At 71.1% G+C, this 6000-nt stretch carries 4 protein-coding genes and 1 pseudogene; 2 read left to right on the forward strand and 3 right to left on the reverse strand.

What is annotated here, in order from left to right; all coding sequences use genetic code 11:
- The first annotated feature begins 79 nt into the window (after positions 1-79).
- Positions 80-1069, forward strand: coding sequence for a CBM35 domain-containing protein (locus ACWC2B_RS36725; RefSeq protein WP_450724476.1), 990 nt, complete (start codon positions 80-82; stop codon positions 1067-1069).
- Positions 1070-1118: 49 nt separating this feature from the next.
- Here the strand turns inward: ACWC2B_RS36725 and ACWC2B_RS36730 are convergent, their stop codons facing one another.
- The 3 genes and pseudogenes from ACWC2B_RS36730 to ACWC2B_RS36740 all read right to left on the reverse strand — a co-directional run.
- Complete coding sequence (locus ACWC2B_RS36730) at positions 1119-2039, reverse strand: 1-phosphofructokinase family hexose kinase (RefSeq protein ID WP_450724478.1); 921 nt, start codon at positions 2037-2039, stop codon at positions 1119-1121.
- Positions 2040-2137: 98 nt separating this feature from the next.
- Positions 2138-3283 (reverse strand): N-acetylglucosamine-6-phosphate deacetylase, encoded by a 1146-nt coding sequence (gene nagA, locus ACWC2B_RS36735; protein WP_450724480.1) that lies wholly within the window; start codon positions 3281-3283, stop codon positions 2138-2140.
- Between the two features lie 104 nt (positions 3284-3387).
- Positions 3388-4317: pseudogene (locus ACWC2B_RS36740) on the reverse strand (ROK family protein); the annotation flags it as partial.
- Positions 4318-4600: 283 nt separating this feature from the next.
- Between ACWC2B_RS36740 and ACWC2B_RS36745 the strand changes: the two are divergent.
- Positions 4601-5818, forward strand: coding sequence for an extracellular solute-binding protein (locus ACWC2B_RS36745; protein ID WP_450724488.1), 1218 nt, complete (start codon positions 4601-4603; stop codon positions 5816-5818).
- Positions 5819-6000 lie beyond the last annotated feature (182 nt).

The raw sequence follows: 6000 nt of genomic DNA on the forward strand, positions 1-6000 counted from the left end.
CGCCAGACCGGGCAGTGGTCCGTTCGGGGTAGGCTCGGCCGGTCGGCGAGGGCTGGCGGACAGTGAGGAGTGACCCCGGATGACGACGCCCGGCAACAACGGCGCGAACACCCCCGAGGACGACGATCCGTTCGGCTACCTCTACGCGGACGGGCAGGCCCAAGGCGGCAACCCGCCCCGCACCGGTGGCGGCTACGGCTACCCGGGTCCGACGGTGGGGCAGCAGCAGCCCGGAGTCCCCAGGACGTCGTACAACCAGGTGCGCACGGTCGGTGAGCGCCAGTACGGACAGGTCCCGCAGCAGCAGTACCAGGGGCCCCCGCAGCAGCAGGGCCCCCCTGCGCAGCAGTACGGGCAGCCGACCGCCCAGTACGCCGCGCCCGAGACCTACCCCGGCGGCGCCCCGCCCCGGCAGGGACCGCCCCCGCAGCAGACCGGTGGCGGCGGCCGCGGACCCAACACCAAGGGCCTTTTGATCGGCGCGGTCGCCGTGGTCGCGGCCGTCGTCATAGGCATCGCCGTGGCGCTGGCCAGCAACAGCGGCGACAAGGACAAGAAGGACGACACCGCCAGCCCTGGCAAGTCGTCTTCCGGCCAGGCTTCCCAGCAGCCGAGCACCGACCCGTCGGCCTCGGCCTCCGCCCCGGCGGACCTGCCCAAGGACGACGCGGCGACGCTGACCCTCGGCGGCTCCGCGCAGGTCGGCACCAACGTGCCGGGCGCCAAGGGAACGGGCGGCGCGTTCGTCGGCAACTTCAACAACGTGGGCGCCTCGGTCACCTGGAAGCCCAACGTCCCGAAGGCCGGCTCCTACAAGCTGAACCTGCAGTACGGCATCCCCGGCGTGGACGCGAACGCGACGATAACGACCAACGGCAAGGCCGAGTCCCGCCCGATGAACATGAAGAACTTCGCGCACTCCCCGGCCGGCGACTGGGCCAAGGGCTGGCAGACCACGTACGCCATAGTGCAGCTCAACAAGGGCGCGAACGAGATCAAGCTGTCCTGTGAGCAGGGCAACCAGTGCAACTTCAACCTCGACCAGGTCTGGCTGACCCCCGCCTCGTAAACCGTCCTTAAGCGTCTTTGAGGCAGCTGCTCGGCTTAGACACAGGCTCTCAGTGCGCGTGCTCGGTCACGCGCACCGAGCCGAGCATTTTCTCGTACGCCTCCCGGTCGAACTCGCCCGCCGCGGGCGCCAGTACGGTCGCCGCGGACAGGGCCACCGCGCGCGACAGGCGCCCCGGCCAGTCCAGGCCCTCGACCAGGCCGGACAGCAGACCGGCCACCGCCGAGTCGCCCGCGCCCGTCGGGTTGCCGCGCACCGCGGCCGGCGGGGCCGCCTGCCACAGGCCGTCGGGGGAGGCGGCGAGCAGGCCTTCGGCGCCGAGCGAGGCGACCACCGTGTGGGCACCGCGCCTGCGCGCGTCCCGGGTCGCCCGCAGCGGCTCGCGCGAACCGGTGAGCTGGGCCAGCTCGTCGGCATTGGGCTTGACCAGGTCGGGCCGGGCCGCGATGCCGCGCCGCAGCGCCTCGCCACTGGTGTCCAGGAGCACGGGCACCTTCGCCGTGCGGGCCTGGCGCACCAGTTGCGCGTACGCACCGACCGGCAGGCCCGGCGGCAGACTTCCGCACAGCGCCACCGCGTCGGCGCCGTCCAACAGCCGCCCGTACGTGGCCAGAAACGCATCCCACTCGGCGGGCAGGACGAGCGGGCCCGGCTCGTTGAGCTGGGTCGTGTCACCCGTCACCGCGTCCACCACCGCGATCGTGCGGCGGGTGGCGCCCTCGATGGGGACGAGCTCGTCGACGGGCGCGAGCTCGGCGAGCCGCGCGCGCAGCACCTCGCCGCTCGGGCCGCCCGCGAATCCCGTCACCACCGCCTCGTGCCCGAGCGCGGCAAGCACCCGGGCGACGTTGAGGCCCTTGCCGCCGGGGCGCTCCGTGACCTCGTCGACGCGATGGCTCGTGTGCGGTACGAGGGCGGGGACGCGGTAGGTGATGTCGAGTGCGGTGTTCAGCGTGACGGTCAGAATCACGGGGTGATCATGCCAAACGGACGGCGGTAGGCCCAGACCTCGGACCGGCCGCCGTCCGGATACCGCGACGGATGGACGGACAGGGGACGCCCACGCTCTCAGTCGAGCCGCGGCGCGACCACCCAACTCCCCTTGCGCAGAACGCCGTTGACCGCGAAATCGGCGTCCAGGACCACCAGGTCGGCGTCCTTGCCGGGTTCGAGCGAACCCACCTTGTCGTCGATGCCGAGCAGCCGTGCCGGATTGGCCGAAAGTGCCCGTACGGTGTCCTCGACCGAGATGCCGTCGATCGTCACCGAGCGCTTGAACGCGCGGTCCAGGGTGAGGGTGGAGCCCGCGATCGAACCGCCCTCGACGAGCCGTGCCACGCCCTCCTTCACCTCTACCTCCAGCGGGCCCAGGTGATAGAGGCCGTCGCCGAACCCGGCCGCGTCCATGGCGTCGGTGATGAACGCGACCCGGTCCGCCCCCTTGTGGCGGAAGGCGAGTTCGAGGGCCGCGGGGTGCAGATGCGTACCGTCGTTGATGAGCTCGACGGTGATCCGCTCGTCCTCCAGCAGGGCCGCGATAGGGCCCGGCTCGCGGTGGCCGAGCGGGGGCATCGCGTTGAAGAGGTGGGTCGCGACGGTGGCGCCCGCGTCGATCGCCTCGACGGTCTGCTCGTACGAGGCGTCGGTGTGGCCGATCGCCGCGATCACCCCGTGCTCGGCGAGCAGCCGTACGGAATCGAGGCCGCCGGGCAGTTCGGTGGCGAGCGTGAACATCTTCGCGGTGCCGCGCGCGGCGTCCATCAGCTTGCGGACCTCGGCCGGGTCCGGGTGGCGCAGCAGGTTCTCGCTGTGCGCGCCCTTGCGGCAGGGCGAGATGAACGGGCCCTCGAAGTGGATGCCGGCCAGGTCGCCCTGCTCGACCAGCTCGGAGAGGAGCCCCGCGCGCTGGGCGAGGACGTCCATCTCGCCGGTCACCGTGGAGGCGACCACGGTGGTGCTGCCGTGCAGCCGGTGGGTGTGGACGCCCTTGAGGACGTCCTCGACCGTGCCGTTGGTGAAGGAAGCGCCGCCGCCGCCGTGGTTGTGCATGTCGACGAAGCCGGGCACGACCCAGTGGCCCGCGAGGTCGAGCGAGGGTGCGTCGGCGGGGGCGGCTCCCGCGATGGAGGTGCCGTCGACGATCACGCGTCCGTTCTCGACGACCCCGGTCGGGAGGACGACGCGGGCGCCGGAGAGAACAAGCGATGCGGCCATCAGGCGGTTACCTCACTGGAGTCGGAGTCGGAGTCGGGGTCGGGGTCGGGGTCGGGGTCGGGGTCGGGGTCGGGGTCGGCACGGAAGTGATCAGCGGTCTCGGAGGCCCCGGCGTGCTCGGCGACGAGGTCCCAGGCGAGCAGGCCCGCGCCCAGGCAGCCGGCGGTGTCCCCGAGGGCCGCCGGGACGATCTCGGGCAGCTTCTGGAACGTCACGCGCTCCTCCACGGCGGCCCGGAGCGGTACGAACAAGGTTTCCCCGGCTTCGGCGAGTCCGCCACCGATGATCAGCACGCGGGGGTCGAGCAGGGTGAGCGCGGTGACCAGGCCGTCGGCGAGCGCGTCGATCGCGTTGTGCCAGACGGCGAGCGCGCGGGGGTCGCCGGACTCGACGGCCTTGGCGCAGTCGGCGGCGTCCGCGTCCCGGTCGCCGCTCGCCTCGGCCCAGGCCAGCGTCACCGCGGAGGCGGAGGCGAGGCGCTCCAGGCAGCCGCGCTGGCCGCAGGGGCAGGCGATGCCTCCGGGGCGTACGACGATGTGGCCGATCTCCCCGGCGAAGCCGTGCGCGCCCGGCTCGACCCGGCCGTCGATGCCGATCGCGCCCGCGATGCCGGTGCCGAGGGGGACGAACAGGAAGCGGTCGGCGCCCCTGCCCGCGCCGATCCGGCCCTCGGCGAGACCGCCGGTGCGTACGTCGTGGCCGAGCGCGACCGGCACCCCGCGCAGGCGCTCGCTGAGCAGCCGCCGCATGGGTACGTCGCGCCAGCCCAGGTTGGCGGCGTACGCGGCGATCCCGTTCTCGGCGTCGACGATGCCGGGCACGGCGACGCCGGCCGCGGTCGCGCTGTCGCCGAAGTGTTCCTCCCCGTACGCCCGCAGGTCCGCGGCGAACGCGAGGATCGACTCGACGACGGCGTCGGGCCCGCGCTCCCTGCCGGTGGGCCTGCGCGCCTCGTGGAGCAGAGTGCCGCCCGCCCCGACCAGGGCGGCTTTCATCCCGGTGCCGCCCACATCCAGGGCGATGACGTGTCTCACGGGGGACAGTCTCGCGCCAACACCCACTAAAGGTCTAGTCCACTCGCCGGACGAAGGAGAAAGCGCTTTCTGCCCTCAAAGTTTCCCAATGTACTCTTGTGCCGGGCGTTGCGGAAGCGATATGCGACTGGTGTAGACCTCATGCCCCCGTATGAGGGAAAATCGCAGCTCAAATACAGGACGTCACGGGGGACCGGCTGGATCCGCCAGGATCACAACGAGGGTGGGATAGCGCGTGCGCAGGCGCTTCTTGGGCTTGACCGCGGCGGTGGCCGCATTCGGCATGACGGCAGTGCTCTCGGGATGTGGCGGGCAGAGCGGTTCCGGCGACGTCACCCTCAAGCTGGTGGCGGCCGACTACGACATATCCGGCGGCACCAGCACGAAGACGTACTGGCACAACGTTGTCGACGCGTTCGAGAAGAAGAACCCCGGCATCAAGGTCGACGTCCAGATCTTCTCCTGGGACGTCGTCGACGCCAAGGTCGCCGAGATGGTGAAGGCGGGCAACGCCCCCGACATCGCACAGATCGGCGCGTACTCCGACTACGCGGCGACCGGCAAGCTCTACAGCGTCGACCAGCTGCTCTCCATCCCGACCGAGGCCAACTTCCTGGCGCCGCTCGCGGACGCGGGCAACGTCAAGCGCGTCCAGTACGGCATGCCGTTCGTGGCCTCCACGCGACTGCTCTTCTACAACCAGACGCTGTTCGACGAGGCGCACATCAAGGCGCCCACCACCTGGGCCGAACTCGCCTCCGACGCCAAGGCGCTCAAGGCCAAGGGTGTGAAGACCCCCTTCGCGCTGCCGCTCGGCAGCGAGGAGGCGCAGGCCGAGACCATGATGTGGATGCTCAGCGGCAACGGCGGCTACACCAACACCGTCGACGGCTACGACATCGACTCGCCCGAGAACATCCAGACCTTCGACTGGCTGAAGACGAACCTGGTCGAGCCCCAGCTGACCGGCCCGGTCGCGCCCGGCAAGCTCAACCGGCAGGACGCGTTCGACGCGTTCGCCAAGGGTGAGGTGGGCATGCTCAACGGCCACCCCTCGCTGATGGAGCAGGCCAAGAAGAAGGGCATCAAGTTCGGCATGGTGCCGCTGCCCGGACCGACCGGCAAGGCCAAGGCGGCGATGGGTGTCGCCGACTGGATCATGGGCTTCAAGCAGAGCGGACACCGGGCGCAGATCGGCAAGTTCCTGGACTTCACGTTCTCCGACCAGAACGTGCTGCAGTTCGCCGACCAGTACGACCTGCTGCCGTCCACGGTGTCGGCGTCCTCGGCGATGGCGGTCGACGCCAAGCACAAGGACCTCAAGCCGTTCCTGGACGCGCTGCCGACGTCCGAGCTGCCCCCGGTGGGCAAGACCTCGTGGCCGAAGGTGAGCGAGACGGTGAAGAAGAAGATCGGTACGGGTGTGGCGCCCGGGGGGTCGCCGAAGGCGGTCCTGCAGGACATCGCGAAGGTGGCGATGGACGCGGAGAACGCGGAATAACCCTGGGTTCCTTGGGGACCTGCCCCAAACCCCGGGGGGTCTTGCCCGCCCGCCCGTTGCTCAGCGTTGAATGGGCTGGGCCCCTGGGGCTGCGCCCCAGACCCCGGGGGTTTTCCCACCCTCCCGCCCGTGCAAGGGGTGGGAGGGTTCGGCTCCTGGGGGCTGCGCCCCCAGACCCCCGG

The sequence above is a fragment of the Streptomyces sp. NPDC001415 genome (genome assembly GCF_053597395.1).